The organism is Mycobacterium sp. E3247 (assembly GCF_001667785.1).
Taxonomy (GTDB): Bacteria; Actinomycetota; Actinomycetes; order Mycobacteriales; family Mycobacteriaceae; genus Mycobacterium.
The window spans coordinates 22,147-48,936 of sequence record NZ_LZJG01000078.1 but is presented as its reverse complement, the minus strand read 5'-3'; the positions used below and the strand labels follow the sequence as shown (position 1 = coordinate 48,936).

The following is a 26,790-nucleotide window of genomic DNA, read 5'->3' as shown; positions in this document are numbered from 1 at the left end:
GCAGGGCCGCGAGGTTCTCGAGCAGGCCGTCAAGATCGCCGAGGAGGCCGTCACCACCGACCGTAAGGTCGACGTCCGCAGCGAGCTCAGGTGCGCGCCCCCGGTGCCCACCCTGGTCGAGATGTCCAAAGAGGCCGAGATGGTCGTCGTGGGCAGCAATGGCCGCGGCGCGCTGGGCAGGCTGTTGCTGGGCTCGGTGAGCGGCAGCGTGGTGCGCAGCGCGCGCTGCCCGGTCGCGGTGATCCGCGACGAAGACCCGCTCATGGAGCATCCCCAGCAGGCCCCGGTGCTTGTGGGCATCGACGGCTCACCCGCCTCCGAGGCGGCGGTGGGCGTCGCGTTCGACGAAGCGTCGCGCCGCGGGGTCACCCTGACGGCGCTGCACGCATGGAGCGACGTCGACGTCTTCGAACTGCCCGGGGTGGACTGGTCGGCGGTGAGGGCGGAGGCCGAGCGGAGCCTGGCCGAGCAACTGGCGGGCTGGCAGGAGCGTTATCCCGACGTCACCGTGCAACGGGTCGTGGTCGCCGACCGGCCGGCCCGGCAGCTGATCGAGCAATCGGAATCGGCGCAACTCGTCGTCGTGGGCAGCCACGGCCGCGGTGGCCTGTCCGGCATGCTGCTGGGTTCGGTGAGCAACGCCGTCGTCCACTCGGTCCGCATGCCGGTGATCGTCGCGCGGCCGTCCTAGGGCCGCGCCGCCGCCGTGCCGTATCTCGATCTGCACGAAACCCACACGGGCGTCGTCATTCTCGCCGGCGACCGCGCCTACAAAGCCAAGAAGCCGGTGCTGACCGACTTTCTCGACTTCCGCGCGCCGCAGCAGCGCGAGCACGCCTGCCGCCGGGAGGTCGAGCTCAACAGCCGGCTCTCGCCCGAGAGCTACCTCGGCGTAGCGCACCTCACCGATCCGCTGGGCGGCCCGGCCGAGCCGGTCGTGGTCATGCGGCGCTACCGCGACGAGGACCGCCTCGCGCACCTGGTGGCCCACGACACCGCAGAGTCCGTGCACCGCGTGCTGGACGCGGTCGCGGCCGCGCTGGTCCGCTTCCACGAACGCGCCGAGCGCGGCGAGGCGATGGACGCCCAGGGCGAGGCCGCCGCGATCGAGGGGCGCTGGCGGGAGAACCTGTCCGAATTGGAACGGTATGCGACCCAATCGATTCCGGGCATAGCCGAAAGTGAGGTAGCTCTTCTGCAGCGCCTGGTGACCCAGTTCGTCGCCGGCCGCGCGCCCCTGTTCGCGCGGCGCGTCCGCGAGGGGCGCATCGTCGACGGGCACGGCGACCTGCTAGCCGATGACATCTTCTGGGTGGACGGAAAACCGGCGCTGCTGGACTGCCTGGAGTTCGACGACCGGTTGCGCTACGTCGACTGCATCGACGACGCCGCCTTCCTCGCGATGGACGTGGAGTTTCTGGGCCGCAAGGACTTCGGCGACTACTTCCTACAGCGTTACGCCGAGCACGCGGGTCGGGCGGCGCCGCGAGCGCTGTCCGACTTCTACATCGCCTACCGGGCCGCGGTGCGGGCGAAGGTGGACTGCGTCCGCGTTTCGCAGGGCAGTCCGGGCGCGTCCGAGGACGCCGCCCGCCACCTGGCCATCGCCACCCGGCACCTGCAGAGCGCCACCGTCCGGCTCGCGCTCGTCGGCGGCAACCCGGGCACGGGGAAGTCCACCGTGGCCCGCGGTCTGGCTGAATCGTTTGGGGCGCAGCTCATTTCCACCGACGACGTGCGCCGGGAGCTCCGGGACTCGGGCGCCATCGCCGGTGAGCCCGGCGTGCTGAACGCCGGGCTCTACAACCCCGACCAGGTCGCGGTGGTCTACGAGACCACACTGCGCCGCGCGCGGCAGTTGCTGGGCGAGGGGCACTCGGTGATCCTCGACGGCACCTGGCGCGATCCGCGGGCGCGCGAGGCGGCTCACCGGCTGGCCACCGAGACGCACTCGGCGCTCGTCGAATTCGTGTGCTCGGTGACGGCCGACGTGGCGGCCGACCGGATCAGGACCAGGCCCGCGGGCAATTCGGAGGTGACCCCGGCGATCGCGGCCGCCCTGGCCGCCGGGCACGCCGACTGGGACGGCGCGCACCGGATCGACACCTCGCGGCGCCCGGACCTCGTCGCTCACGAGGCGCAGGACCTCTGGGTGCGCGCGACGTAACAGCCTCGGGAGGTTCCAACGTCCCGGCCGCCGGGGACCAACGGCCCTGCCCGCAGCCGCCGCGCGGCGCATACAGTTTGCCTCACCGAAAGCGACGAAATGGTGAAGATGGACGCGAAAGTGCCGACCGAGCAGGTCATCCGGGACGCGGTGGCGCTCGCGTGCCGCGCGCCTTCGCTGCACAACAGCCAGCCCTGGCGGTGGGTGGCCGACGGCACGAGGCTGCACCTGTGGGCCGATCCGCGCCACGCGATGCACGGCACCGACCACACCGGCCGGGAGCTGATCCTGAGCTGCGGCGCGGTCCTCGACCACCTGCGGGTCGCGATGGCCGCCGCGGGCTGGGAAAGCGTCACCGAACGTTTTCCCCCCGAGGGCAGACCGGATCACCTCGCGAGCGTGGGCTTTCTGCCCGTGGAGAACGTGACGGCGCAATGCCGGCTGCGGGCCGACGCGATCCTTCGCCGCCGCACCGACCGGCTGCCCCTGGGCGCACCGACCGCGTGGCCCACGCTGCATTCTGCCCTGAGCCACGCGGTGACCCCGTACGACGTGTCGCTGGACGTGGTCGACGACGACGAGCGACCGAGGCTGGCCGAGGCGTCGCGGCTCACCGAGCAGTTGCGCCGAAGCGATACGTCCTACCTGACCGAATTGCGTTGGTGGACCTCGCCCTTCGAAGCGAACGCCGACCACGTGCCCGAAAGCGCTCTGCTGTCCAGTTCCGAGGCCGCGCGCGTCGACATCGCACGCGCGTTCCCGCCGGCGGGCGGGGGCCGCCGCCGCGCCGCGATCGAGGCGGACCACTCCAAGATCGTGGTCCTGTCCACCCAACACGACGATGCGCCGCCCGAAGTGCTGCGTTGCGGTGAGGCGCTGTCGGCGGTGCTGCTCGAATGCACTCTGGCCGGCATGGCCACCTGCACGCTGACCCACATGACGGAGATGTCGCTGAGCCGCGACATCATCAGGCGGATCACCGGCGGCTCCGGCCAGCCGCAGCTGCTGATCCGGGTCGGCCGGTCACCGGCCAAAGACCCGCACGCGAAGCCCACCGCCCGGCGCCCGGTGACCGAAATCCTCGAGATGCGTGGGTGACCGACATGCCCAGGACTACGGCAAGGACTAAGCCAAGGAGGTGCCATCGATGACTCGGCACTGGCTGGTGATGGAAACAACCGGGGAAGCGGCCGGGGAAGGTCCTGAGGCCCCCTTCGTCGCGCGGGTCGCGGCCGCGGGCCGGCATCTGCCCGGAACCCACCTGACGACCGACGAGCTGATGGCGTCGACCCGCCACCACACCCACATCGACCTGGAACGGCTGACCGGGATCCGCGAACGCCGGGTGTCGGTGGGCGACGAGGATTCCTACACCCTGGCCAGCTCGGCGGCGCTGAACTGCCTGGCCACCGCGCAACAGGACCCGGCGGCGCTCGACGTGGTGATCAGCTGCAGCATCACCAAGTTCCGCGACGGGCTGACCCAGTGGCTCGAGCCGACCATGAGTAGCGCCGTGGCGCGCGGGATCGGGGCGGTGAACGCGATGACGTTCGACGTGTCCAACGCGTGCGCCGGAATGCTCACGGGCGTAACGATTGTGAACAACTGGATCCGCCAGGGCGTCGTCGAGCGCGGGCTGGTCGTCAGCGGCGAGTACATCTCGCAGCTCAGCAACAACGCCGCCCGGCACATCCGCAACATCATGAGCAAGGAGCTGGCCTGCCTGACCCTGGGCGATGCCGGCGCGGCGCTGCTGCTCGAGCGGGCGCCGGCCGGTTCGGCCGGCATCGCCCTGGCGGGCTTCACCACCGTCGCCGACTACAGCCGGCTCTGCCTGGCGTATCCGCAGGGGGACGACCCCGGCGCGCGGATGTTCACCAACTCCCGCGCCATCCAGAAGGCCGCGATCGCCAACACCCCGCTGCTGTTGAGCGAAGTGCTTGACACCGTTGGTCTTTCGATCCATGACATCGACCACGTCATCACCCACCAGACGTCAGCGCGCGCCATCCGCAAGGGAATGGCCCGGATGTCGGAGGTGTTCGGCGACAGCCCGCGCCACGACGCGGTGATCACCGTCGACCGCTACGGGAACACCGCCTCCACGACCCACACGGTGGCGCTCGTCGAGGAACTCGAGGCCGGGCGGATCAAGCCCGGGGAGCGAATCGCGTTGCTGGCGTTGGCCTCCGGGCTGGAGATCGGTGTGGTCTTGTTGACCCTGGACGAGGATGTGGTGAGCCGCTATGGGCACGGTGATTGATCGGATCGACGTCTCGCATCCGCGGCTGCGGGGGCGCCACAGCGCGTTGCACCTGGCCGTCGTCGCCGCCAAGGACTGCCTGAAGCGGGCCGGATGCGAGGCCAAAGACCTCGACCTCGTCGTCAATGCCGGCATCTACCGCGACCGCAACCTCGGTGAGCCGGCACTCGCCGCGCTGATCCAGGACGACATCGGCGCCAACCCGGAGGACCCGCACGCCGGTGCCCACGGCACCTTCTCCTTCGACATCGCCAACGGCACCTGCGGGCTGCTGACGGCGCTGCAGATCGTCGACGGGTTCATGCGCAGCCGCGCCATCCGGCGCGCGCTGGTGGTCGCCAGCGACGCCGACCCCGGGCACGGGATGAGCGAGAACTTCGGATTCTCGGCCGCCGGCGCGGCGATGCTGTGCGGCTGGTCCGACGACGACTACGGCCTCAGCCGGGTCTCCTGGGTGAACGACCCGAGTGAAGCAGGCGACGAAACCTTCAGCGCCACGGTCGGTTTCGCCGATTCGCGCAACGTCCTGCGCTTCGCCGAGTCGGCGGCGATGGACGAGCGGTTCGCCGCGGCGGCCGGGCGGGCGGTGTCGGCGTGCCTACAGGAGCAGTCGGTCGGGCTGTCCGACGTCGACGTGATCGTCGCCGCCCCCGCCCGGGCCGGATACCGCAGCGCACTGGGCGCCCGGCTGGGCGTGCCGGTCGAGTCGATCAGCGTCGCCGACGACGAACGCATGCACACCGCCGCCCTGGCCGCCGCGTTCGGGCGGCGGGCCGAGCGGTTGCCGGCGGACGCGCGGGTCCTGTTCGTCGCGGCCGGGGCCGACGTCGTCGCCGGCGCCGCCCTCTATCGCCAGCCGCCGCGCGGGTGAATGCTGAGCCAGGCCGCGCCGAGATTGCGCTCAGGATCGTGAATGCTCACGATCTTCAGCCCTGAAGGCAATCTCGACGCTCAGTCGATTACTGCAGTTGCACCGCGCGCTCGAGGTCCAGGATCTGCCGAGTGGTCTTGACCACCACGTCGGGGTTCAGGCTGATCGAGTCGATGCCGCAGCGAACCAGGAACTCGGCCATATCGGGGTAGTCCGACGGTGCCTGACCGCACAACCCGGAGTGGATCCCGTTGCGCCGGCAGCCCTCCACGGCCAGGCGGATCATCTCCTTGACGCCCTCGTCGCGTTCGTCGTAGTCGAAGGCCACGATCTCGCTGTCCCGGTCGACGCCGAGGGTCAGCTGGGTGAGGTCGTTGGACCCGATGGAGAACCCGTCGAAGCGCTTGGCGAATTCGTCGATCAGGATGACGTTGTTGGGGATCTCGCACATCGCGTACACCTTGAGCCCGTTCTCCCCGCGGCGCAGACCGTGTTTGGCCATCTCCGCCAGGACCAGGTCCGCCTCGGCCACCCGGCGCACGAACGGCAACATCAGCACGACGTTGGTCAGCCCCATCTGTTCGCGCACCCGCTTCATCGCCCGGCACTCCAGCGCGAATCCCTCGGCGTAGGCGGGGTGCGCATAGCGCGAGGCGCCGCGGAAGCCGATCATCGGGTTGCTCTCGGCCGCTTCGAAGTCGCTGCCGCCGACCAGGCTGGCGTACTCGTTGGTCTTGAAGTCCGACATCCGCACGACGACGGGCTTGGGCCAGAAGGCGGCGGCGATGGTGCCGATCCCTTCCGACAGGCGCTCCACAAAGAATTCGGCGCCGTCGGAATAGGCGTACGTCAGCGTGTCGATGGTCCGCCGGGCCTCGGGATCGTCCACCCGGTCGGGGTGGAGCAGGGCCAGCGGGTGCACCCGGATGTATTCGCTGATGATGAACTCCATCCGGGCCAGCCCCACGCCGTCGTTCGGCAAGAACGACGTCTTGAACGCCAGATCCGGGTTGCCGAGGTTGAGCATGATCTCGGTGTGCGGGCGCTCCTGGTCGGACACCTCGGTGCGGTCGACGCGAAAGCCCACCTCGCCGCGGTAAACCCGCCCCGTGTCGCCCTCCACGCACGACACCGTGACGACCTCGCCGTCGGGCACGCGCGTGGTGGCGTTGCCCGCGCCGACGACGGCGGGGATGCCGAGCTCGCGGGCGATGATCGCCGCGTGACAGGTGCGCCCGCCGCGGTTGGTGACGATGGCCGCGGCGATCTTCATGATGGGTTCCCAGTCGGGCGTGGTGATGTCGGCGACCAGCACGTCGCCGGGCTGGAACTCAGACAGCTTCCCGAGGTTGTCCATCCGCCTGGCGATGCCCGTGGCGACCTTCTCGCCGACCGAGCGGCCCTCGGCGAGTATCTCCTTGCGTTCGCCGCCCTTGCCCTCGAGCACGTAGCTTTCGAGCACCGTCTGGCTGCGCTGGGAGGCCGCGGTTTCGGGGCGCGCCTGGACGATGTAGAGCCGCCCGTCGAGACCGTCCTTGGCCCATTCGATGTCCATCGGCAGTCCGTAGTGCCCCTCGATGGCGCACGCGTAGCCGGCCAGCTCGAGAACGTCGTCGTCGGTGACGCAGAACCGGGCCCGGTCGGCCCTCGGCGTGGGGATGTTGCGGGTGGTGTTCTTCGTCTCGCCCTCGACGAAGATCATCTTGACCGCCTTGTCCCCGATCAGCCGGCGCAGCACCGCCCGGTGGCCGGCCTGATACGTCGGCTTGTGGACGTAGAACTCGTCGGGGTCGACGGCGCCCTGGACCACGTTCTCGCCGAGTCCGTAGGCGCCGGTGATGAATACGACGTCGTGGAAGCCGGATTCGGTGTCCAGGGTGAACATCACCCCCGACGAGGCGAGGTCGGAGCGCACCATCTTCATGACGCCGATCGACAGCGCCACCTTGAAGTGGTCGAAGTCCTGGTCGATCCGGTAGTGGATGGCCCGGTCGGTGAACAGGCTGGCGAAACACCGGCGGCAGGCGTCCAGCAGGCTCTCGGTGCCCTTGATGTTGAGGAAGGTCTCCTGCTGGCCGGCGAAGCTGGCGGTCGGCAGGTCTTCGGCGGTCGCCGAGCTGCGCACGGCCAGGCTGACGTCTTCGCCGTATTCCTGCTGAAGCTGCCGGTAGGCGGCCGTGATCTCGGCGGTGAGCTCAGGGGGAAGCCCTGCGCCGTAGACGATTTCGCGGGCGAGCTTGCCCTTGCGTGCCAGCGCGGTGACGTCGTTGGGGTCGAGGTCGTCGAGCGCGGCGTGCAGCGCGTCCCAGGCGCCGGCGCTGTCCAGCACGTGCCGGTAGGCCTCGGCGGTGATCGCGAACCCATGCGGGACCCGCACGCCCTGTCCGGTCAACTTTTGGAACATCTCGCCCAGCGAGGCGTTCTTCCCGCCGACCAGCGGGACGTCGGAGATGCCGATCTCTTCGAAGAAGCGGACATAGGTGAAATCGCTCATGGTGTTCTTCCTCCGGTGGGTTGCATCGCGTCGTAGATGCGGCAGCAGATCGATCTCGATCGGTCCGGCAGTGCGGTCGGGTCGGTGCGGGACGCGGCTGCGAAAGCATCTGCCGCGCTGCTCAATTGCTTTCCCGTCACCCCCTCACGATATGGCCGGGGGCGCGCCGCCACAGCCGCCGTTCGACCTCAGTAGTTGGGGACTTACGGCCCTGCCAGCGGGGCATTGCGGCGCGGAAAGTAGCACCATGGAGCAACTGACCGCCCTGGACGCCGGTTTCCTGGAGGTCGAGGACTCCGATCCCCACGTCAGCCTGGCGGTGGGCGCGGTGTCGATCGTGGAGGGACCGGCCCCGACGTACAAAGAGTTCGCCGCCTCGTTTGCCGAACGGGTCGAGACGATCCCGCGCTGCCGGCAGGTCCTGCGGACCCACCCACTCGACCTGCGGCCGCCGGAGTGGGTGGACGACCCCCGCTTCGACCTCGGGCGCCACCTGCACCGGGTCGCGCTGCCGAACCCAGGCGGCGACGCGGAGCTGTTCGACATGATCGCCACGCTGATGGAACACCGGCTCGATCGGGAGCGCCCGCTGTGGGAATGCTGGATCATCGAGGGGCTCGGCAAGGGCCGGTGGGCGGTGCTGACCAAGATCCACCACTGCATCGCCGACGGCATCGCGACCACCCAGCTGCTGGCGAAGTTCAGCGACGACGGCGACGAGGACAGCTTTGCCGCCGACGTCGGCGCCGCGAAGAAGCCCGCGCATCCCGATGCGCCGAAGGTGAGCCTCAACCCCTTGAGCTGGGTCGGCGGAATCAGTCGGAGCGCGTTCGGCGCGGTGGCCGCGGCCGAACACGCGGCGATCGGGGTGGCCGAGCTGGCGGCCGGCCTGCTGCACCCCGCCCCGGAGTCGTCGCTGCACGGGTCGGTCACCACGATGCGGCGGTACAGTGCCGCACGCGTCGGGCTGGCAGACATGAACAAGGTCGCCCGGGCATTCGACGTCACGCTGAACGACGTTGCGTTGGCGGCGATCACACACAGCTATCGGGCGATCCTGCTGGCGCGCGGGGAGCAGCCCGGCCCGGATTCCCTGCGCACCCTGGTTCCCGTCTCGGTGCGCGCGGTCGACCATTTCCATGTCGCGGGTAACCGGGTCTCGGCGATGCTGCCGTTGCTGCCGGTCGACGAGCCCGATCCGGTGCAGCAGCTCAAGCTCGTGCACCACCGGCTCGCCCGCGCCAAGGCGAGTGGCCAGAGCGAGGGCGGCAGCGCGGTGGTGGTGGCAGCCAAGCGTACCCCATTTGCGTTGTCCGCGTGGGCGATTCGGTTGCTGTCCCGGTTGCCTCAGCGGGCGGTGGTCGCGTTGGCGACCAACGTGCCCGGCCCGCGCAGCCGTCAGCGGCTGATGGGCCGCCGGGTGCTGGAGCTGCTGCCGATTCCGCCGATCGCGCTGCAGGTGCGCACCGGCATCGCGATGCTCAGCTACGCCGACACGTTCGTCTTCGGGATCACCGCCGACTACGACACCGCCCCGGACATCGACACGCTCGCCACCGGCATCGAGAAGGGCATGGGCCATCTCGCCGCCGCCGCCCGTGGCCGGCGCCGCAAGTCGTCATGACCCGTCGGCGGGGGCGATGCGTTGGTGTGCGGTGAGCATCAGGTGGTCGAACTGCGCCTGGGCGTTGGGGGGCAGGCCGGCGCCGCGGAAGTCTTGCGCGATCTGCTCGGCGAGCGCCCGCAGCTTGATATTCGCTTCCTGCGAAAGCCATTTGAGCAACTCGAAGGCCGCGCTTTCGCCGATGCCGTAGACCAGCATCAGCATGCCCTTGGCCTGTTCGATGCCGGCCCGGTTCTCGCTGATCTCGGCCAGCCTGGCGCTGACAAGCTCCTCGTTCGCCTGTCCCGGGGCCGGTGAGACGTCGATATAGAAGCCCTGCGTTCCGACCACGTCGCCGTCGTCGTCGAAGAACCGGTCGCCCACCACGACGACCTGGCGCACGTTGCCGGCGGTGTCGATGATGCGATGGCGGGTGCTGAACGCCTGGCGGGTGTTGACGATCTGATCGATGGTGGCCGCGACCTGCCCGCGGTCGTCCGGATGCTTGTGCGAGAGCACCAGTTCGGTGGTGGGGGTGACGGTCCCGGGCTCGTAGCCGTGCATCCGTTGGACCTGCTCCGACCACTCCCAGCGCTGGTCGGTGAAGTAGAAGCGAAACCAGCCGGCCGGTTGGGCGGCGCCGCCGGCCAACGCCCGTTCGACGTCAGCCGTTTGCCCGTCGAGTTCCCACTTCATGTCGCACCTGGTCTCCCTTGGGACCGTTGAGCAGGGGCGGGGCGGCGGCCGGTGTGCCCGGCACGACCCGGGCCGCCGCCCGCCCTCGTCAGGCGTTGATGACCTCGTGCTGCTTGGCGTTTTCGTCGATGGCCGTCTGCGCGCCGCCGTGCTCGACGGTGATCTTGCGCGGCTTGGCCCGTTCGGCGACCGGAATGCGCAGGCGCAGAACGCCTTCGCGGTAGGACGCCTCGATCTTGTCGGTATCGAGGTTCTCTCCGAGGACCAGTTGCCGGCTGAAGACTCCGCGCGGCCGCTCGGTGGCCAGCATCTCGCGGTCGGGGTCCAGGCCGGGCCGCTCGGCGCGCACGGTCACCACGTTGCGCTCGATGTCGATGTCGAGCGAGTCGACCTTGATGCCCGGGAGGTCGAACTCGACGACGAACTCCTCGCCCTGGCGCCAGGCGTCCATCGGCATCACCGCCGGCCGGGCGGCCGTGCCGAACGCCTGCTGGGTAAAGCGGTCGAGGTCACGGAAGGGGTCGCTACGCATCAGCATGGTGGTCACCTCTCACTCCGATCTGGGTTGTGGTCTGGCAATTCCCTATGTCTAATGACATAGATTTCTTATAGCACTGTCGACACTATGTCGCAAGTGTGATAAATAGATTTTCTGAGCCAGCTAGCTTCGAGGAGACGCGTGATGACCGACCAACGCGGCGATTCCGGCGCCCCGGCGTCCGATCACGGCGTGTACGGCATCTCGGTGGCCGCCGAGCTTTCGGGCATCGCGGTGCAGTCGTTGCGCCTGTACGAACGCCATGGTCTGATCACGCCGGCGCGCAGCGACGGCGGCACCCGGCGCTACAGCGCCGACGACCTGGCCCGGCTCAAGCGCATCAGTGAGCTCGTCGACGCCGGCGTCAACCTGGCCGGGATCGCCCGCATCCTCGACCTCGAGGACCACAACGCGTCGCTGTCGGCGGCCAACACCGACCTGCGGTCCACCAACCGGACGCTGCGCAACGCCGTCCGGGGCGCGAGGTTCACCGGCGCCGCCGCCGGTGAACAGGGTGTCTGACCGCCCCGCGGGTCCACCGATTGCACGCACCGCCACCGGGTATCCAGCCTGCTGTGCCCCTGAGGTGAAGGAGATGCAATGGCAGACGTGGCGGAAGCCAAGACCCAGGTGGTCGACGGCGCACGGCGCGAGGCGGACGCGTATCGCGGTGAGGCGTCCCGGCCGCTGGGCGGCTACGTGGCGGTGTTGGTGATCTACAGCGCCGTGGTGGCCGTCGCGACCGCCGCCGCGCTGCTCAGCGGGCGCACGCTACCGAATCGCTGGCGAATCCAGGACCTGGTCACGGTGACCCTGGGCACCCACAAGCTCTCCCGCACCCTGACCAAGGACGCGGTGACGAGCCCGCTGCGCGCGCCGTTCACGCGCTATGCGGGCACCGGCGGGCCGGCGGAGGTTATGGAGGAGGTCCGCGACGAAAGCCCGCTCCGGCACAGCCTGGGGGAGCTGCTGACCTGTCCGTTCTGCCTGGACATGTGGGTGGCGACCGGCTTCGCGATCGGCCTGGTGTTCGCGCCGCGGTTCACCCGCCTGATCGCGGGTGTCTTCACGGTGCTGGCCGGCGCCGACTTCCTGCAGCTGGTGTACGCGAAGGCCCAGCAGTCGGCCGAAGGCTGACCGGTCCTCGACACCGACGGCGGTGGCCGGCGAATTCGGTAGTTGTGGCGAAAAATGTTTATTGCCAGCGCATTACGTGTATGCAGTGCTGCTGCCGAACTAAGCAGAGTGATTGGCGTGGGAGGTTGCGCTTCGCTAATTGGCCGATAGACTTCGCTTGGTGGGTTGACACACCGAACTCACGTTTTCAACGATCGAACCTGCGAGGCGTGGCTCTCGAAAAGAAGTGTGCCCTAATTCGCCCCTTGGGCGGTCACCCAGGGGGCAGACGTTCGAAGGGGGATGCTATGCAGAACGGCAGTGCGGTGGTCGTCGCCCAGCTCGCCGAGATGGTGTCCAACCTCGAACGCCGGGAAATCGACACCGCGGCGGGGCTCAACGAGCTCATCGGCAACGGCGTTCTGCATGTTGCGGGCTCGCAGTACGCGGGGATCACCGTCGCCGAGCGCAGCAAGTCCGTCACCAACGTGGCCGCCACGCACCGTTATCCGGTCCTGTTGGACGAGATCCAGAATCGGTACGCGGAGGGGCCGTGTGTGGAGGCGGCCTGGCGTCACCACGTGATGCACGTCGAGGACCTCAGCGAAGAGCAGCGGTGGCCGCGCTATCGGCGGCACGTGCTGGAGCAGACCCCGATCCGGTCCATTCTGTCCTACGAGTTGTTCGTCGACCGCGGCAGCATGGCGGCGCTCAACTTCTACGCCGACGCCCCGCACGCGTTCCCCGACGATTCGCTGGAGCTCGGTGCCGTTTATGCCACCCACATCGCGCTGGCGTGGTCGATGTTGCGGCGCCAGGACCAGTTCCGCAGCGCACTGGCGTCGCGGGACATGATCGGTCAGGCCAAGGGAATCATCATGGAGCGCTTCAATCTCGACGCCATCGAGGCGTTCGAACTGCTCACCCGCCTCTCGCAACAGTCCAACACCAGGCTCATCGACATCGCCCGGGGGCTCATCGAGAGCGAGCATCCACTCAAGCGCTGTCACGGCTAGCGGGCCGCATCGGCCCGAGTTTCGCGCCCGTCCAGGCGGGTATGTGCCATCCTCATGAAAGCTGTCACATGGCACGGCAAGCGCGACGTGCGGGTGGAGTCGGTGCCCGACCCGAAGATCGAGAAGCCCACCGACGCCATCATCGAAGTCACGTCGACCAATATCTGCGGATCCGATCTGCATCTGTACGAGATCCTCGGGGCTTTCATGAAGCCCGGCGACATCCTGGGGCACGAGCCGATGGGAGTCGTGCGGGAGGTCGGCGGCGAGACGGGCGACCTGCGGGTCGGGGACCGGGTCGTGATCCCGTTCCAAATCTCTTGCGGCAGTTGCTACATGTGCGACCACCAGCTCTACACCCAATGCGAGACGACCCAGGTGCGCGAGCAGGGCATGGGCGCCGCGCTGTTCGGCTACTCGGAGCTCTACGGCGAAGTCCCCGGTGGGCAAGCCGAGTTGCTGCGCGTCCCTCAGGCGCAGTTCACCCACATCAAAGTCCCTGTGGGACCGCCAGATTCGCGATTCGTCTATCTGTCGGACGTGCTGCCCACCGCGTGGCAGGCGGTGGCCTACGCCGACATCCCTGACGGCGGCACGGTGACGGTGCTCGGCTTGGGGCCCATCGGCGACATGGCCGCGCGCATCGCAGATCATCTCGGCTACCGGGTGTTCGCCGTCGACCTGGTGGCCGAACGCCTGGGACGCGCCGCGCAACGCGGTATTCACACCATCGACCTGGGGCGGCTGGATTCCTCGCTGGGCGACGCGATCCGGGACCTGACCGACGGGCGCGGCTCCGACTCGGTCATCGATGCGGTGGGCATGGAAGCGCACGGTTCCCCGGCGGCCCGGCTGGCCCAGCAGGCCACCGGCCTGTTGCCCGACGTCTTCGCCAAGCGGCTCATGCAGACGGCGGGGGTGGACCGGCTCAGTGCGCTGTATTCGGCCATCGACATCGTGCGCCGCGGCGGCACGATATCGCTGATCGGGGTGTACGGCGGGATGGCGGACCCGTTGCCGATGCTCACCCTGTTCGACAAGCAGGTGACGCTGCGGATGGGCCAGGCGAACGTGAAGAGGTGGGTGGACGACATCATGCCGCTGCTCACCGACGACGACCCCCTCGGCGTCGACACATTCGCCTCCCACGTGCTGCCGCTCGACGCGGCCCCGCACGCGTACGAGATCTTCCAGAAGAAGCGGGACGGGGCGGTCAAGGTCATCCTCAAGCCCTGAAAATCGTTGGGGTGCAATCTCTTCCGCGCAACCGTTTGGGGGTGGCGCGGGTAGGGTATTGATTGCGCCATGACCTCCGCAGAAACACCCGCCCCCACGCCCACCGGAGAGGTGTGGCCGGGCCGGGCCTATCCCCTGGGCGCGACCTACGACGGTGCGGGCACCAATTTCGCCGTGTTCAGCGAAGTGGCCGAACGGGTGGAGTTGTGCCTGTTCGACGCCGACGGCACCGAGAGCCGGGTCCTTTTGCCCGAGGTCGACGGTTACATTTGGCACGCCTACATCCCCAACATTGAACCCGGTCAGCGTTACGGCTACCGCGTGCACGGCCCGTACGACCCGCAGAACGGCCTGCGGTGCAACCCGAACAAGCTGCTGGTGGACCCGTATTCGAAGGCCATCGACGGCTCGTTCGAGTGGGATCAGGCCCTGTTCAGCTACAACTTCGGCGATCCGGAGAGCCGCAACGACGACGACTCGGCCGCGTTCATGCCCAAGTCGGTGGTGATCAACCCCTACTTCGACTGGGGCAACGACCGGCCGCCCGACCACCAGTACGCCGACACGGTCATCTACGAGGCGCACGTCAAGGGCCTGACGCAGACCCACCCCGACATCCCCGAGCAGCAGCGCGGCACCTACGCGGCCGTGGCACACCCGGTGATCATCGAGCACCTCAAGAGCATCGGCGTCACCGCCATCGAGCTGATGCCGGTGCACCACTTCGCCAACGACTCCACCCTGGTGGACAAGGGCCTCTCGAATTACTGGGGCTACAACACGATCGGCTTCTTCGCGCCCGACTTCAAGTACTCGAGCTCCGCGTCACCGGGCGGCCAGGTGCAGGAGTTCAAGGCGATGGTGCGCGCGCTGCACGAGGCCGGCATCGAGGTCATCCTCGACGTCGTCTACAACCACACGGCCGAGGGCAACCACATGGGCCCGACGCTGTCGTTCCGCGGCATCGACAACGCCGCGTACTACCGGCTGGTCGACGACGACAAGCGCTACTACATGGACTACACCGGCACCGGCAACAGCCTCAACGTCGGGCACCCGCACGCGCTGCAGCTGATCATGGACTCGCTGCGCTACTGGGTCACCGAGATGCACGTCGACGGCTTCCGGTTCGATCTGGCCTCGACGCTGGCCCGCGAGTTCTACGACGTGGACCGCCTGGCGACGTTCTTCGAACTCGTGCAACAGGATCCGACGGTGAGCCAGGTCAAGCTGATCGCCGAACCCTGGGACGTCGGGCCGGGTGGTTACCAGGTCGGCAACTTCCCGCCGCAATGGACGGAATGGAACGGCAAGTACCGCGATGCCGTCCGCGACTTCTGGCGCGGCGAGCCGTCGACGCTCGACGAGTTCGCCTACCGGCTGTCCGGGTCCGCCGACCTCTACGAGCACACCGCGCGCCGGCCGGTGGCCTCGATCAACTTCGTCATCGCCCACGACGGCTTCACGCTGCGCGACCTGGTGTCCTACAACGAGAAACACAACGAGGCCAACGGCGAGGACAACAACGACGGCGAGAGCCACAACCGGTCGTGGAACTGCGGCGCGGAAGGGCCGACGGATGACCCGGACGTCAACGCGCTGCGCGCGCGCCAGCAGCGCAACTTCCTGACCACGCTGCTGCTGTCGCAGGGTGTGCCGATGATCTGCCACGGCGACGAGCTGGGCCGCACCCAGAAGGGCAACAACAACGGCTACTGCCAGGACAACGAGCTCACCTGGATCGACTGGGCGAAAGCCGACAACGGCCTGCTGGAGTTCACCCGGCTGGTGTCGGCGCTGCGCGGTAACCACCCGGTCTTCCGCAGGCGCCGTTTCTTCTCCGGCAAGCCGCTGGGCCGCCGTGGCCAGGACGGGCTGCCGGACATCGCCTGGTTCACCCCCGAGGGCACCGAGATGACCGAGGAGGACTGGGGCGCGGGGTTCGCGAAATCCGTTACCGTATTCCTCAACGGGCACGGCATCCCCGACCGCGACGCGCGGGGGCAGCGGGTGCTCGACGACTCGTTCCTGCTGTGCTTCAACGCTCACCACGAGCCGATCGAATTCACTTTGCCGGCAAAGGAATTCGGCGCCGCTTGGCAGCTCGTGGTGTTCACCGGCCCCGACGAGGAGACGCCCGCGGAGGAAGTGCCCGGGGGAGGCACCTTCACCGTGGACGCGCACACCGCCGTGGTGTTGCAGGCCCCCGACGGGGCCTGACCCGCACCGGCGGCGCGCCGCGGCGATCGTGCGCGAGCGGTGACCTTTCGCCCACAGATTGGTTACCTTGTGCCCTCCGCCGCCGGCCGCCCCTTCCCGCACACTGTCGGTTGCACCGCCGCGGGGGGAGGAAGGGGCAGCCGATGGACAAGTCGAGCCCCGACTCGTGTCTGAACGACGTGGCCTGGTGCAGGCGGATCGCCCTGCTGGTGGTGTTTGCCCTTGCCGCCCTGACCTGGGTGGGCTGGACGACCGGCATCGACCGGCTGACCCGGATCGACCCGGCCTGGCCGCAGATGATGCCATGGACTTCGTTGTGGCTGGTAGGGCTGGCTGCGGCGATCCTGCTCCAGTCCGGTCGCCCCTCGCGGGGGCGGGTGTGGGCCGGGAGGGGCCTCGCCCTGGCGGTAGGGGCCCTTGCGGCCGTCACCGTCGTGGAGTACGTCATCGGCAGGCCGTCGACCGGCCTGGACCTGGTGTGGTTCTCCGACGCGGTGCGCGCGTCGCAACAGACGTGGCCGGGGCGCCCCAGCGCGCAAACGACGTCGTCGGTCCTGCCCCTGGCGGCCGCGGCGGCATTGATTCGCGTGGATCGCGGAACCCGCGTGGTCTGGCCCGCGTGCATGGCGGCCGGCGCGCTCATCCCATTCGTCACGGTCGGGGCCTACCTGTTCGGCGCGTTGGCGCTGGTGGGCTTCTCGCCGTCGACCGGCCAGGCGCTCATGACGGCCGTGGCCCTGCTGCTGCTCGGCGCCGCGACAACGCTGGCACGCCCCGACCGGTCTCCGGTCGCCTGGCTGCTCGCCCGGCCCGACAAGAAGACGCTGCTGCGGTTGGCGGTCCTGCTCGCCGCGCTTCCGGTCGTCGTCGCGCTGTCGCGGCCCTTCTTCCTGCGGCTTCGTCTGGGCGAGCACGCGGACTGGACGTTTTCCATACTGCTGGGCACGGCCGTCGTCGGGGCGATCACGTTCTTCTTCATTCAGCGCGAACAGAAACTGTTGATTGAGAAGGAGCTGGTCAGCAAGGAACGCGCCGACGCCGAGGCGCGCTACCGCCTCATCGCCGACAATGCGGTCGACGTCATCGTCCACCTCCGCGGCGAGGACGTCGCGTGGATCTCACCGTCGGTTGAGGCCGCGTTCGGCGGGCCACCCGAACACTGGACCGGTGCACAATTCAGCCGCCAGATCCACCGTGATGACCGCGATGCGATCGTGTCGGCGTTGCAGCGGATCGCCGGCGGTGCATCGGTCCTGCAACGGTTCCGGATCCGCTCCACCGACGGCAGTTTCCACTGGGTCGACGGCCACGGGAAGCCGTATGTCGACGCCGACGGCAGGACCGACGGACTGATCGCCTCGCTGCGCATCGTCGACGATCAGGTCGAGGCCGAGCAGCGACTCGAACGGCTGGCCCGGTTCGACACCCTGACCGGCCTGGTGAACCGGGCCGAGGCCATCGGCCGGCTCGCCGCGGCGCTGGAGCAACCGCGACCGCCGGGAATGTATGTCGGCGTGTTGTTCTGCGACGTAGACCATTTCAAGGACATCAACGACACGTGGGGACACGGCATCGGCGACTTCGTACTCGCGACCTTGGCCGCGCGGGTTCGCGGCAGCGTTCGACGCGGAGACACCGTCGGCCGGACGGGCGGCGACGAAATGCTGGTCCTGTTGCCCGGCGTCCGCAGCATCGACGAGCTCACCCAGGTGGCCGAAAAGATTCGTTGCCGTGCCGCCGAACCCATTTATGTCTCCGGCAAGGCGCTGTACGCGACGCTGAGCATCGGCGCCACCCTCGCCCTTCCCGGTGACTCCGTCGACGCGGTCACGGCCCGGGCGGACACGGCCATGTACCAGGCCAAGTTCGGCGACCGGAACACCGTCGTCCGGAATTGAGCAGCCCAACCATCACCGCGTGACGGGCGATATCCGGTAGGTTCTTGCCGACGGCAGCTCGTTACAAGAGAGGGCAAATATGTCAAGGACAGTGGTGGTGGGCGCCTCGAGCGGACTCGGTCGTTGCATCGGCGTGGGCCTCGCCCAGCGCGGCGACCAGGTCGCCCTGTTGGCCCGGCGCCGCGATCGGATCGAGGCGGCGGCCAGGGAGGCCGGCCCGGGCGCGATCGCCATCGAATGCGACGTCACCGACGAGGCGTCGTGCCGGTCTGCGATCGCCGCCGCGGCCGACGCCCTGGGCGGCATCGACAACGTCGTCTACACCCCCGCCGTCGGCCCGCTGGTCCGCATGGTCGACACCGACGCCGCGACCTGGCGGCGCATCTTCGACACCAACGTCATCGGCGCCGCGCTGGTGACGGCCGCGGCGGTGCCGCACCTGACGGTCTCCGCGGGTAAGGCCGTCTACCTGTCCTCCGACGCCGGCACGTTCGGGCCGCCGTGGCCGGGCCTCGGCGCGTACGGCGTCAGCAAGGCGGCCCTCGAGCGGATGGTCGACGCCTGGCGGGCCGAACACCCCGACATCGGCTTCACCACCCTGATCGTCGGCGAATGCCCGGGTGGCGAGGGGGACGCGGCGACCGGAATGAACAGCGGCTGGGACATGGACCTCGCGATGCGGGCCGTGCCGCTGTGGGCCTCCCGCGGCTGCATGCCCGGCAAGCTGATGCCGGTCGAGGACCTCATCGACGTGGTGCACACCATCCTGCGGACCAACGCCGCGACCTCGATGCCGGTGGTGGTGGCCAGGGGCGCGCCCGCCAGCCCCGCCGCGTTCGCCGATTCCGCCCAGTCCTAACGGGTCCGCGGGTCTGCGCGTCCGCGCCGAGATTGCCGTGGTGGCTGTTCTCGAGGGCCTGGCCACAGCCCTGATGGCAACCTCGGCGCGAAACTAGCGGCCCAGCTTCTCCCGGACCAGGTCGGTCAGGAAACGCCCGGCCGAGACCGGCCGGAAGGCGCGGGCCGCCCCGGTGAGCGCCTCACGGGCGTCCGCCGGCAGTTCGATGTCGGCGGCGGCGACGTTGAATTCGAGCTGCTCGACGCTGGACGCGCCGGGGATCGCGACGACCCCCGGATGACTGATCAGCCACGCCAGCGCCACCTGAGCCGGTTTGGCACCGACGGTGGTCGCCACGTCGCGCAGCGTCTGCAACAGCGGCTCGACGCGGCGCAGGTTCTCCGTGCCGAACAACGAATTCAGCGCCCGGATGCCACCGGGCCGGTTGTCCAGGCCGTACTTGCCGCCCAGCAGCCCCTGCTCGAGCGGGCTGTAGGCGATCACGATGCGGTTCTCCCGCTCGGCGAAGGGCACCAGGTCCTCCAGCGGCCCGCCGTGCGCCAGCGAGAAGTGCACCTGGTTGCTGACGACCGGCCGGCCGAGCGCGGCGTCGGCCTTCCGCCACCGCTCCAGCGAGTAGTTGGAGACGCCGACCGCGCCGATCTTGCCGCCGTCGAGCAGGTCGCGCATGCCCGGCATGATCACGGTGTCGGGGACCAGTGGATTGGATTGGTGGATCTGGTAGAGCGGGATGCGGTCCAGGCCCAGCCGTCGCGCGCTGGCGCGCTCGCGCTGCTTGACCACCGCCGGGAACGGCGCGACCGGCATGATCTTGCTGGCCACCGCGACGTCGGCGCGTTCGTCGCCGAGCGCCTCGCCGAGGATCCGCTCGCTCTTGCCCAGCCCGTACACCTCGGCGGTGTCGAACAGTGTCACCCCCAGGGCGAGCGCGCGGCGCACGATGTCACGCGCGGCGCCCGAGGCGTAGCCCTCGCCGTAGCCCCATTCGCGTGACCCGAACTGCCAGGTGCCCAAGCCGATCCGGCTGACCCGTCCGACTCCGTCGACGTCGAGATACTTCATGCCGCCCACCCTAGCCAGGGATCTTGCCCAGCACGTAGGTGGCGATGCCCACCCCGGCCAGTCGCGGCTGCTCGGCGTCCGTCGTGCCGCTGCAGGAGACCATCAGGTCGACGATCACGTTGGCCTTGGCCGCGATCGCCCGGGCCGAGCGGATCTGCAGCCCCCGGGGCGTCAGGTCCAGAGTGGTGATGCCGTTGCCCGCGTCGGCGGGCGCGCCCACCGCGAAGGGGAGCGCCTCCCCGCTGGGCGGTGTCAGCGTCACGGTCAGGCCGCCGCAGCGGCGCCACCCCGACAGCAACGCCGCGAGCTGCGACTGCGCCGCCGCCGGGTCCCGGAAGGCCACGACCGCCTCGATGACCTGGGTCGACTTGAGGAAGGTGTGCGTGTCGCGGTACTCCGCCGCGTGGTATCCGGCCACGTCGCCGGTGTAGGCGTCTGGCGTGCCCGGGGCGATGCTGCCCCAGCATTCCGGCCGGTCGATGGCCCCCGCCGCGCCGGGGCGGCCCGGGTTGTTCCAGGTCTGGCCCGCCTCGAGGTTCTGGTCGGTGGTGAGGTTCTTCAGGGCGTCGGCGCCGGGCAGCAGCGCCGCCAGGGCTTCCGGTGTGACCGGACCCGGACCGGCCGGGGTCGTCGGGCCCGTGGAGGTGGTCGCGGGCGCGGCGGTCTGCGGGGACGGGGCGGGGCCCAGGGTGGACCACGCGACCAGGGCGACGACGCCGACGGCGATGAACGCGTACGACAGCGCCAGGCCCGCCCGGGCGCGGTCCCGGCCGGGCTCGCCGGTGCGGCGGATCTGCGCCAGCCCCGCGTGCCCCAGGATCGCCCCGACCGGCGCGAACACGAACGCGAACACCAGCGACAGCGTCGCCAGCACGTTGACGGGCGGCCGGTACGGCGGGGTGGGGGCCGGCAGCGGAAGCGGCGGCGGTTCCAGCGGAGGTGGGGTCGGCGGGACCCGGCCCAGTGGGTCGTAGGTGTACGGATGTTGCCAATACCGGTCTTGCGGGTCGGTCACGCCAGCGCCTCCTTACCGGCCGAACCTGCCCGCAATGTAGCCGATCACAGGCGCGGTTTGGCCACGCTGACCACGTAGGGCCTGTCGGCCAGGGTCAGGTACACCCGATGCGGCCCGATCGCCATGCCCGACAGCGCCGCCGACTGGGCCGCCGGCGGCAGTCCGGCCCGGTAGCCGGTGACGCGGATGACGGGGATGGTCCGGCTCGGGAAGCCGGTGAAGCTGGCCGTCTCGAGCACCACCACCTCGCGGTCGGTGGCGGCGTAGAGGCGGGTGTCGTCGGTGCCCAGCTCGCGGATGGGGGACGGCAGCCGGGTGCTGGCCAGTACCGTCAGGCCCTCACCGCCGCGGCGCGAGTCCACCGCGTACAGCGTGCTGTCGTCACGCCCGGCCACGTAGCTGCGAGTCACCGCGGCGCCGTCGCCCGCCGAGACCGCGACGTTCATGCGCAGCGACCCGCGCTCTTCGGCGGGTGACGAATGCCCTTGGTAATGGCGGATTCCCGAGGGCGCGTAGGCGTGGTAGTCGATCTCGCGGCCGCGGTTCGCACCGTCGATACTGTCCGCGGGCTCACCGGTGACCGGGGCGGTGGGCAGTTTGCGTAAGCCGTACTGGTCCACCGGCGTCACCGACGTCCCGTCCGACGACAGCGCCAGGAGCGTCCGCAACCCGGCGTCCTCGGACAGATACGCCGGGGCGGGTCCGGCGTCGAAATTGCCGACCTGGCGCAGGCTTTGGAGGTCGACCTCGGCGACCCGGCCGCGGTCGGGCTGCGGCACGAACACGACGTGATCGTCTTTCTGGCTGATCTGCAGGTTGCGTCCGGCCGCCATGGGCGCCGAGAACCGGGTGTCGGCGTCGCCTGGGCGGTCACCGGCGCTCACCTCGGCGACCCGCTGATCGCCGGTGAGCGCGACGAGGGCGTGGGCCCGATACGACCACACCGGCGCGCGCAGGGGCGCCGCGACCGACCAGAGCACGACGTCGGGGGCGCTTTCCAACGATGCCCCGGGCGCGGCACACCCGGCGGTGACGACGAGGGCGCCGAGGATCGCCGCCCGGGTGCGGACACGGCCGGCCATGAGCGTCCTCCCTTTCGCGGCTTGACTTTCGCGACTTGGTGAGGAACTACCCACTGGTGGGCGGCCGTACCCGTTTGGTGGCGGATTTCGTCGGGTAGCCGAAAGAAAGCGCGCAACAGCCCGCGCGCCGAATCAGGGGAAGGACACCATGGCTCAGAGCGCCATCAAGTCGCCCACCGATGTGGTCGACTTTCTCGTCAGTCAACACCAGCAGATCAAGTCGTTGTTCGCCGAGACGTTGGCGGCTTCGGGGAAAGAACGTGAGAAGGCGTTCGTCGAGCTCAGGCGGCTGCTGGCCGTCCACGAGACGGCCGAGGAGGAGATCGTGCACCCGCGCGCCAAGCGGAAGCTCTCCGACGGCGCCGCGGTGGTCGGCGAGCGGCTCCACGAAGAGCACGAGGCCAAGACCGTCCTGCAGAAGCTGGAGAAGCTCGACGTCGACAGCGCGGAGTTCACCAGCATGCTGACGCAACTGCGCGACGCGGTCGTCGAGCACGCCGAGCACGAGGAGCACGAGGAGTTCTCCAAGCTCGGCCAGGAGCTGAGCGACGACGAACTCGAACGGATGGGCCGCGCAGCCAAACTCGCCGAGGCGATCGCGCCGACCCGCCCGCACGCCGGTGTCGAGTCGCAGGCCGCCAACCTCGCCGCCGGACCGTTCGCGGCGATGCTGGACCGCGCCCGCGACGCCATCGTCGGCAAGGGCTAGCACGGACTCACGGGGTGTCCCCACTCGAGGGGGAGTGGGGACACCCCGTCCCGCGCCGAAGAAAAACATGACCGCCGCCAAGACCCCCGGCGCCGACCGTTACCTGCCCGCCGAGCGCGGGCTGGATGCGCTGCGGGCGGCGGCCGAATGCTGCCGCGGCTGCCCGCTTTTCGCCGACGCCACCCAGACGGTGTTCGGTCGCGGAGACCCCGGCGCGCCCATCATGCTGGTGGGCGAGCAGCCGGGCGACCAGGAGGACCGCGCGGGCGAGCCGTTCGTGGGTCCGGCCGGCCGCCTGCTCGCCCGGGCCCTCGAAGACGCCGGCGTCGACCCGGCGTCGACGTACGAGACCAACGCGGTCAAGCACTTCAAGTTCACCCGCAAGGGCGGCAAGCGGCGGATCCACCAGAAGCCGGGCCGCACCGAGGTGGTCGCCTGCCGGCCCTGGCTCATCGCCGAGATCGAGGCGGTGCGGCCCCGGGTCATCGTCTGCCTAGGGGCCACCGCCGCGCAATCCCTTCTGGGAGCGGCGTTTCGGGTCTCCACCCAGCGCGGACGACGCCTGCCGCTACCCGACTCGCTCGTCGACCTGGAGTCCGAGCCCGTCGTGGTGGCGACAGTCCACCCGTCGGCGGTGCTGCGCGATCGCAGCGACCGGCACGACGAGTCCTACCGGCTCTTCGTCGACGACCTGCGCAGCGCCCGTTCCGGAGTCGCCGACCGCTGAGCGATCCTTCGCTCACCCCTTCCTGTGCGGCATGAATTCCTGCGCCTTGGTTTTCAGGCCCACCTTGACGAAGCCCACGCGGTCCTCGTCGCCGGAGAGCACCGCGGTGGCCGACGATTTGAACTGGTCCCAGGTCGCGTGCGGCGGGATGGGCGGCATGTCCGGGTCGGTGAAGACGTCGAGCACGCTGGGGCGGTCGGCCGACAAGGCGTTGCGCCACGCGCCCCCGAGTTCGTCCGCGTCCTTGATGGCCATCGCGTTCAGGCCCAGGCTGGCCGCGAACGCCGCGAAGTCGACGTCCGGAAGCGCTTGGGATTCATGGAATTTCGGCGCACCGGCCATGGCACGCATTTCCCAGGTGACCTGGTTGAGGTCGTTGTTGTGCAGAATCGCGATGATCAGCCTGGGGTCCTCCCACTCCTGCCAGTACCGCTTGATCGTGATCAGTTCGGCCATGCCGTTCATCTGCATGGCGCCGTCGCCGACGAACGCGATGACGGGGCGGCGCGGCTGGCCGAATTTGGCGCCGATCGCGTACGGCACGCCTGGTCCCATCGTGGCCAGCGTGCCCGACAGCGAGCCCCGCATGTTGCCGCGGAAACGCAGGTTGCGCGCATACCAGTTGGCCGCCGACCCGGAGTCGGCCGTCACGATGGCGTCGTCCGGCAGCATCGGGGAGAGCTCGGAGTACAGCCGCATCGGGTTGATCGGGTCGGCGCTGACGTGCGCCTCCTTGTCCATCGTCTCCCACCAGCGCGCCACGTTCTTCTCGATGGTCTCGCGCCACGACCGGTCCTCCTTGCGGCGCAGGTGTGGAATCAGCGCCCGCAGAGCGGTTTTCGCGTCGGCCACCAGGTTGACCTCGTAGGGGTAGCGCATTCCGATGAGCCGGCCGTCGACATCGATCTGCACCGCGCGGGCCTGCCCGAAATCGGGCAGGAACTGCGTGTAGGGGAAGCTGGACCCGACCGTGAGCAGGGTGTCGCAGTCCCGCATCAGCTCGTAGCTCGGCCGCGTCCCCAGCAGGCCGATAGAGCCGGTGACCCAGGGCAATTCGTCGGAGAGCACGTCCTTGCCCAGCAGCGCCTTGGCGGCGCCGGCGCCCAGCAGGTCGGCCACCTGGCTCAGCTCCTCGTGCGCCCCGCGGGCGCCGGTGCCCACCAGCATGGCGACCTTCTTGCCCGCGTTCAGCACCTCGGCCGCGCGCGTGATGGCCGCGTCGTCGGGGGCGATCTCCGGGTACGCGATGCCCAGGCTGGAGGGCACCATCTTGAACGCGTGCTCGGGCGGCGAGTACGGCAACTCCTGCACGTCGCTGGGGATGATCAACGCCGTCGGCGCCCGCTGGGTCATCGCGATCCGGATCGCGCGGTCCAGCACGTTGGGCAATTGTTCGGGGACGGTGACCATTTGGACGTAGTCGCTGGCGACGTCCTTGAACAGGGTCAGCAGGTCGACCTCCTGCTGGTAGTTGCCGCCCATCGCGGTCCGGTTGGTCTGCCCGACGATCGCCACCACCGGGACGTGGTCGAGTTTGGCGTCATAGAGGCCGTTGAGCAGATGGATCGCCCCTGGGCCCGACGTGGCCGCGCACACCCCGAGCCGGCCGGTGAATTTCGCGTAGCCGACCGCCTCGAAGGCGCTCATCTCCTCGTGTCGCGATTGGATGAATTTCGGCTTGTTGTCCGCGCGGCCCCACGCGGCGAGCAGCCCGTTGATGCCGTCGCCGGGGTAGCCGAACACGTGCTCGACACCCCACGCCCGCAATCGATCCAGCAGATAGTCCGAGACCTCTTGCTTGGCCATTGATGTCCCTCCTCGACAGACGGTTCGATGATGTTCGCTGCGTACGCCGGCCGACGCGGAGCCACAGTGACGCGTGGTTTGCTGCGAGGGCCCGCGGCCGTCTGTTTCGACCGCAGTCTGGCGCGAATGGGCGGCTGGCGCGCATCCCACACGTCGGGCATACCCGGGATCGCCGTGATTATTCGTCGGTGTGACATCGCAGCCGACGGCTATTCGGGTGCCGTTGAGGGTGCGGGCGATGTCCGCCAGGAGGTGTGGGCGAGAGGCGGTTTGCCGGAGCGGTTTCGCCGGGAGCTACCTGGCGTGGGTCACGCAATCTTGGCCAGGTCGGACGATTCGGACGCGCTATGGCCCTTGGCCACGCGCCGGATCAGCATGCGCGTGGCCTTGTCGAGGATCTCCTGTGCGGAGTCGGGATCGCGGGCGCGTTCGGCGCGCCGCGTGGCCGCGGCGATCGTGAGCCCCTGTTCATACCCGGTCACCACGCGCGGGTCGACGTAGGACCCGCGCGCCACCGCCGGCGTGTTGCCCAGCTCCTCGGCAACCTCCTTCATGACGGCGGATTCCACGCGTTTGGCCACCCGCCGGGAAACGGCGGGGTCCGCATCGGCGAACGCCGTTGCCGCCAGCACCGTCCCGTGCCAGGTCCGCAGGTCCTTGACCGTGTATTCGTCGCCGACGAGCTCCTTGAACCGGGCGTTGAGGTCGTCGGATCGCAACTCGACCCAGCCGGACGCGGTGCGGCACACCAGGAGTCGTTCCGTCCGGTCGGGCCGGCGTGTCAGCGCGCGCACCGCGCGAACCACCTGGGGATCCGCGATCTCCACGGTGCGGCGCACGCCGCTCTTGGCGGGGAAGTCGAATTCGACTGCGCCACTGCGGACCACCACGTGCTCGCACAGCAGGGTCGCCAGGCCGTACGACTCGTGCTCCTCGGCGTATTGTTCCCCGCCGGCGCGGAAGTAGCCGCGATCCAGCAGGCGCAGCGCCAGCCCCAGCACCCGGTTCCGGGTCAGCCCGCTGCGAGTCAGGTCTTTCGCGATGACGGCGCGCCACTGTGGCAACCGGGTGGACAGTTCCAGCACGCGGTCGAACTTCTCCTCGGCGCGTTCCTGTTGCCACGCGGTGTGGTAGAGGTACTGGCGGCGGCCCGCGGCGTCGACGCCGACGGCCTGAATGTGTCCGTTCGGGTGCGGGGAGATCCACACGCTTTTCCAGGCCGGCGGAATGACCAGATCCTTGATGCGCTGCAGGGTTTGCGGGTCGGTCAGCGGCTCGCCGTCGGGCCCGTAATACGCGAAGCCTTTCCCGCGGCGCTTGCGCGCGATGCCCGGCTTGTTGAGAACGCTGCGACGCAGCCGCATGATTTTCCTCCAGTTACGTTCGCTGACTGGACAATTACCCGTCGCGGT

23 protein-coding genes are annotated in these 26,790 nt (G+C 69.3%); 15 read left to right on the top strand and 8 right to left on the bottom strand.

What is annotated here, in order from left to right:
* From A9X04_RS04420 to A9X04_RS04400, 5 genes are all read left to right on the top strand, one after another.
* Positions 1-691, top strand: a 691-nt coding sequence (locus tag A9X04_RS04420) for a universal stress protein (RefSeq protein ID WP_067918095.1), incomplete at its 5' end; no start/stop codon positions are given.
* A 15-nt stretch (positions 692-706) separates the two neighbouring features.
* Positions 707-2,167, top strand: a complete 1,461-nt coding sequence (locus tag A9X04_RS04415; protein ID WP_156764212.1) for a bifunctional aminoglycoside phosphotransferase/ATP-binding protein — start codon at positions 707-709, stop codon at positions 2,165-2,167.
* A 99-nt stretch (positions 2,168-2,266) separates the two neighbouring features.
* Positions 2,267-3,265 carry an NAD(P)H nitroreductase gene (locus tag A9X04_RS04410; protein ID WP_082974799.1) on the top strand — a complete coding sequence of 333 codons (999 nt, stop codon included), beginning with the start codon at positions 2,267-2,269 and terminating at the stop codon, positions 3,263-3,265.
* Positions 3,266-3,314: 49 nt separating this feature from the next.
* A complete protein-coding gene (locus tag A9X04_RS04405) occupies positions 3,315-4,430 on the top strand; it encodes a 3-oxoacyl-ACP synthase III family protein (RefSeq protein WP_067918094.1) in 1,116 nt (371 codons plus the stop codon).
* Positions 4,414-5,301 carry a 3-oxoacyl-ACP synthase gene (locus tag A9X04_RS04400; RefSeq protein WP_067918091.1) on the top strand — a complete coding sequence of 296 codons (888 nt, stop codon included), beginning with the start codon at positions 4,414-4,416 and terminating at the stop codon, positions 5,299-5,301. The genes A9X04_RS04405 and A9X04_RS04400 overlap by 17 nt, the downstream gene beginning before the upstream one ends.
* 88 nt (positions 5,302-5,389) lie before the next feature.
* On the opposite strand, the gene ppsA is transcribed toward A9X04_RS04400, so the two are convergent.
* Positions 5,390-7,795 (bottom strand): phosphoenolpyruvate synthase, encoded by a 2,406-nt coding sequence (ppsA, locus tag A9X04_RS04395; RefSeq protein ID WP_067918090.1) that lies wholly within the window; start codon positions 7,793-7,795, stop codon positions 5,390-5,392.
* 247 nt (positions 7,796-8,042) lie between these two features.
* On the opposite strand from ppsA, the gene A9X04_RS04390 reads away from it, so the two are divergent.
* Positions 8,043-9,419: a wax ester/triacylglycerol synthase family O-acyltransferase gene (locus tag A9X04_RS04390; RefSeq protein ID WP_067918089.1), complete on the top strand. Its 1,377-nt coding sequence runs from the start codon at positions 8,043-8,045 to the stop codon at positions 9,417-9,419.
* Here the strand turns inward: A9X04_RS04390 and A9X04_RS04385 are convergent.
* Entirely contained in the window at positions 9,414-10,094 is a 681-nt protein-coding gene (locus A9X04_RS04385) for a PAS and ANTAR domain-containing protein (RefSeq protein WP_067918088.1), read from the bottom strand. The two genes, A9X04_RS04390 and A9X04_RS04385, sit on opposite strands and share 6 nt — an antisense overlap.
* 88 nt (positions 10,095-10,182) lie before the next feature.
* Positions 10,183-10,632: an Hsp20/alpha crystallin family protein gene (locus tag A9X04_RS04380; protein ID WP_067918113.1), complete on the bottom strand. Its 450-nt coding sequence runs from the start codon at positions 10,630-10,632 to the stop codon at positions 10,183-10,185.
* A gap of 144 nt (positions 10,633-10,776) precedes the next feature.
* Here A9X04_RS04380 and A9X04_RS04375 point away from each other — a divergent pair, with 144 nt between their 5' ends.
* From A9X04_RS04375 to A9X04_RS04345, 7 genes are all read left to right on the top strand, one after another.
* Positions 10,777-11,154: a helix-turn-helix transcriptional regulator gene (locus A9X04_RS04375; RefSeq protein ID WP_067918087.1), complete on the top strand. Its 378-nt coding sequence runs from the start codon at positions 10,777-10,779 to the stop codon at positions 11,152-11,154.
* A gap of 78 nt (positions 11,155-11,232) precedes the next feature.
* The gene (locus A9X04_RS04370; RefSeq protein WP_067918085.1) at positions 11,233-11,769 is read left to right on the top strand and encodes a DUF1360 domain-containing protein; all 537 of its coding nucleotides are present in this window, start codon (positions 11,233-11,235) and stop codon (positions 11,767-11,769) included.
* 287 nt (positions 11,770-12,056) lie between these two features.
* Positions 12,057-12,764: a GAF and ANTAR domain-containing protein gene (locus tag A9X04_RS04365; protein WP_067918084.1), complete on the top strand. Its 708-nt coding sequence runs from the start codon at positions 12,057-12,059 to the stop codon at positions 12,762-12,764.
* Positions 12,765-12,818: 54 nt separating this feature from the next.
* On the top strand, positions 12,819-14,000 hold the full coding sequence (locus A9X04_RS04360; protein WP_067918083.1) for a zinc-dependent alcohol dehydrogenase: 1,182 nt from the start codon (positions 12,819-12,821) through the stop codon (positions 13,998-14,000).
* Positions 14,001-14,069: 69 nt separating this feature from the next.
* Positions 14,070-16,220 carry a glycogen debranching protein GlgX gene (gene glgX, locus A9X04_RS04355; RefSeq protein WP_067918082.1) on the top strand — a complete coding sequence of 717 codons (2,151 nt, stop codon included), beginning with the start codon at positions 14,070-14,072 and terminating at the stop codon, positions 16,218-16,220.
* 143 nt (positions 16,221-16,363) lie between these two features.
* Positions 16,364-18,118, top strand: coding sequence for a sensor domain-containing diguanylate cyclase (locus A9X04_RS04350; RefSeq protein WP_067918081.1), 1,755 nt, complete (start codon positions 16,364-16,366; stop codon positions 18,116-18,118).
* A 91-nt stretch (positions 18,119-18,209) separates the two neighbouring features.
* On the top strand, positions 18,210-18,977 hold the full coding sequence (locus A9X04_RS04345) for an SDR family oxidoreductase (RefSeq protein ID WP_082974797.1): 768 nt from the start codon (positions 18,210-18,212) through the stop codon (positions 18,975-18,977).
* A 93-nt stretch (positions 18,978-19,070) separates the two neighbouring features.
* Here the strand turns inward: A9X04_RS04345 and A9X04_RS04340 are convergent, their stop codons facing one another.
* Genes A9X04_RS04340 through A9X04_RS04330 form a run of 3 tightly spaced genes read right to left on the bottom strand, consistent with a single transcriptional unit; the run spans position 19,071 to position 22,136 of the window.
* Positions 19,071-20,039, bottom strand: a complete 969-nt coding sequence (locus A9X04_RS04340) for an aldo/keto reductase (RefSeq protein ID WP_067918109.1) — start codon at positions 20,037-20,039, stop codon at positions 19,071-19,073.
* Positions 20,040-20,049: 10 nt separating this feature from the next.
* A complete protein-coding gene (locus tag A9X04_RS04335; RefSeq protein ID WP_067918077.1) occupies positions 20,050-21,054 on the bottom strand; it encodes a sensor domain-containing protein in 1,005 nt (334 codons plus the stop codon).
* A gap of 44 nt (positions 21,055-21,098) precedes the next feature.
* The gene (locus A9X04_RS04330; RefSeq protein ID WP_067918071.1) at positions 21,099-22,136 is read right to left on the bottom strand and encodes a hypothetical protein; all 1,038 of its coding nucleotides are present in this window, start codon (positions 22,134-22,136) and stop codon (positions 21,099-21,101) included.
* 148 nt (positions 22,137-22,284) lie between these two features.
* Between A9X04_RS04330 and A9X04_RS04325 the strand changes: the two genes are divergently transcribed.
* Together A9X04_RS04325 and A9X04_RS04320 are read left to right on the top strand one after the other, a co-directional pair.
* Positions 22,285-22,845 carry a hemerythrin domain-containing protein gene (locus A9X04_RS04325; RefSeq protein ID WP_067918069.1) on the top strand — a complete coding sequence of 187 codons (561 nt, stop codon included), beginning with the start codon at positions 22,285-22,287 and terminating at the stop codon, positions 22,843-22,845.
* A gap of 67 nt (positions 22,846-22,912) precedes the next feature.
* Complete coding sequence (locus tag A9X04_RS04320) at positions 22,913-23,572, top strand: UdgX family uracil-DNA binding protein (RefSeq protein ID WP_067918067.1); 660 nt, start codon at positions 22,913-22,915, stop codon at positions 23,570-23,572.
* 12 nt (positions 23,573-23,584) lie between these two features.
* On the opposite strand, the gene A9X04_RS04315 is transcribed toward A9X04_RS04320, so the two are convergent.
* Both A9X04_RS04315 and A9X04_RS04310 read right to left on the bottom strand, forming a co-directional pair.
* Complete coding sequence (locus tag A9X04_RS04315; RefSeq protein ID WP_067918066.1) at positions 23,585-25,378, bottom strand: thiamine pyrophosphate-requiring protein; 1,794 nt, start codon at positions 25,376-25,378, stop codon at positions 23,585-23,587.
* Positions 25,379-25,686: 308 nt separating this feature from the next.
* The gene (locus A9X04_RS04310) at positions 25,687-26,742 is read right to left on the bottom strand and encodes a DNA topoisomerase IB (protein ID WP_067918065.1); all 1,056 of its coding nucleotides are present in this window, start codon (positions 26,740-26,742) and stop codon (positions 25,687-25,689) included.
* Between the last annotated feature and the right edge of the window lie 48 nt (positions 26,743-26,790).

Coding starts and splice junctions, on each gene's coding strand:
- A9X04_RS04320 (WP_067918067.1), top strand. CDS start 22,913: ATGACCGCCGCCAAGACCCCCGGCGCCGACCGTTACCTGCCCGCCGAG.
- A9X04_RS04385 (WP_067918088.1), bottom strand. CDS start 10,094: ATGAAGTGGGAACTCGACGGGCAAACGGCTGACGTCGAACGGGCGTTG.
- A9X04_RS04390 (WP_067918089.1), top strand. CDS start 8,043: ATGGAGCAACTGACCGCCCTGGACGCCGGTTTCCTGGAGGTCGAGGAC.
- A9X04_RS04380 (WP_067918113.1), bottom strand. CDS start 10,632: ATGCTGATGCGTAGCGACCCCTTCCGTGACCTCGACCGCTTTACCCAG.
- A9X04_RS04330 (WP_067918071.1), bottom strand. CDS start 22,136: ATGGCCGGCCGTGTCCGCACCCGGGCGGCGATCCTCGGCGCCCTCGTC.
- A9X04_RS04325 (WP_067918069.1), top strand. CDS start 22,285: ATGGCTCAGAGCGCCATCAAGTCGCCCACCGATGTGGTCGACTTTCTC.
- A9X04_RS04370 (WP_067918085.1), top strand. CDS start 11,233: ATGGCAGACGTGGCGGAAGCCAAGACCCAGGTGGTCGACGGCGCACGG.
- A9X04_RS04410 (WP_082974799.1), top strand. CDS start 2,267: ATGGTGAAGATGGACGCGAAAGTGCCGACCGAGCAGGTCATCCGGGAC.
- A9X04_RS04310 (WP_067918065.1), bottom strand. CDS start 26,742: ATGCGGCTGCGTCGCAGCGTTCTCAACAAGCCGGGCATCGCGCGCAAG.
- A9X04_RS04315 (WP_067918066.1), bottom strand. CDS start 25,378: ATGGCCAAGCAAGAGGTCTCGGACTATCTGCTGGATCGATTGCGGGCG.
- A9X04_RS04340 (WP_067918109.1), bottom strand. CDS start 20,039: ATGAAGTATCTCGACGTCGACGGAGTCGGACGGGTCAGCCGGATCGGC.
- glgX (WP_067918082.1), top strand. CDS start 14,070: ATGACCTCCGCAGAAACACCCGCCCCCACGCCCACCGGAGAGGTGTGG.
- A9X04_RS04375 (WP_067918087.1), top strand. CDS start 10,777: ATGACCGACCAACGCGGCGATTCCGGCGCCCCGGCGTCCGATCACGGC.
- A9X04_RS04360 (WP_067918083.1), top strand. CDS start 12,819: ATGAAAGCTGTCACATGGCACGGCAAGCGCGACGTGCGGGTGGAGTCG.
- A9X04_RS04405 (WP_067918094.1), top strand. CDS start 3,315: ATGACTCGGCACTGGCTGGTGATGGAAACAACCGGGGAAGCGGCCGGG.
- ppsA (WP_067918090.1), bottom strand. CDS start 7,795: ATGAGCGATTTCACCTATGTCCGCTTCTTCGAAGAGATCGGCATCTCC.
- A9X04_RS04400 (WP_067918091.1), top strand. CDS start 4,414: ATGGGCACGGTGATTGATCGGATCGACGTCTCGCATCCGCGGCTGCGG.
- A9X04_RS04365 (WP_067918084.1), top strand. CDS start 12,057: ATGCAGAACGGCAGTGCGGTGGTCGTCGCCCAGCTCGCCGAGATGGTG.
- A9X04_RS04350 (WP_067918081.1), top strand. CDS start 16,364: ATGGACAAGTCGAGCCCCGACTCGTGTCTGAACGACGTGGCCTGGTGC.